Consider the following 1,081-nt stretch of genomic DNA (forward strand, 5'->3'; position numbering starts at 1 on the left):
CGGCCACACCACCCACCAACTGAGAGCTGAGCAGGCGAGCGAGCGGACATGGCAGCATCGCTCCAAGCCGCGGCCACCCTGATGCAGCCGGCCAAGCTCGGCGGCCGGGCCTCCTCCGCCGCGCTGCCATCGCGCCCGTCTTCGCACGTCGCCAGGGCGTTCGGCGTCGACACCGGTGCCGCCGGCAGGATCACGTGCTCCCTGCAGTCCGACATCCGGGAGGTCGCCAACAAGTGCGCCGATGCCGCCAAGCTCGCCGGCTTCGCCCTCGCCACCTCAGCTCTGCTCGTCTCGGGCGCCAGCGCGGAGGGCGTGCCGAGGAGGCTTACCTTCGACGAGATTCAGAGTAAGACGTACATGGAGGTGAAGGGAACCGGCACGGCGAACCAGTGCCCGACGGTGGAGGGCGGCGTCGACTCCTTCGCCTTCAAGGCCGGCAAGTACAACATGAAGAAGTTCTGCCTGGAGCCGACGTCCTTCACCGTTAAGGCGGAGGGCGTGGCCAAGAACGCGCCACCCGAGTTCCAGAAGACCAAGCTCATGACCCGCCTGACCTACACCCTCGACGAGATCGAGGGCCCGCTCGAGGTCAGCTCCGACGGAACCATCAAGTTCGAGGAGAAGGACGGAATCGACTACGCCGCCGTCACCGTGCAGCTGCCGGGAGGCGAGCGCGTGCCGTTCCTCTTCACCATCAAGAATCTGGTCGCCACCGGCAAGCCGGAGAGCTTCGGCGGGCCCTTCCTCGTGCCCAGCTACCGTGGTTCGTCCTTCCTCGACCCAAAGGGCCGCGGTGGCTCTACCGGCTACGACAACGCTGTGGCGCTCCCCGCCGGAGGCAGAGGAGACGAGGAGGAGCTCGCTAAGGAGAACGTCAAGAACGCCTCGTCGTCGACGGGCAACATCACGTTGAGCGTCACCAAGAGCAAGCCAGAGACCGGCGAGGTGATTGGCGTCTTCGAGAGCGTGCAGCCGTCGGACACAGACCTCGGCGCCAAGGTGCCCAAGGATGTCAAGATCCAAGGGGTGTGGTACGCGCAGCTCGAGTAGGGAATGAACAAATGTTTTGTGCGTGGCCGGC

The 1,081-nt window shown here is 65.7% G+C and carries 1 protein-coding gene; it reads left to right on the forward strand.

Annotated elements, in window-relative coordinates:
* Window positions 1-48 precede the first annotated feature (48 nt).
* Window positions 49-1,050 (forward strand): photosystem II manganese-stabilizing polypeptide, encoded by a 1,002-nt coding sequence (gene psbO / locus OKA04_RS25025; protein ID WP_264503869.1) that lies wholly within the window; start codon window positions 49-51, stop codon window positions 1,048-1,050.
* The last annotated feature ends 31 nt before the right edge of the window (window positions 1,051-1,081 follow it).

Origin of the sequence: Luteolibacter flavescens, from assembly GCF_025950085.1 — a bacterium.
GTDB classification, from domain to species: Bacteria; Verrucomicrobiota; Verrucomicrobiia; order Verrucomicrobiales; family Akkermansiaceae; genus Haloferula; species Haloferula flavescens.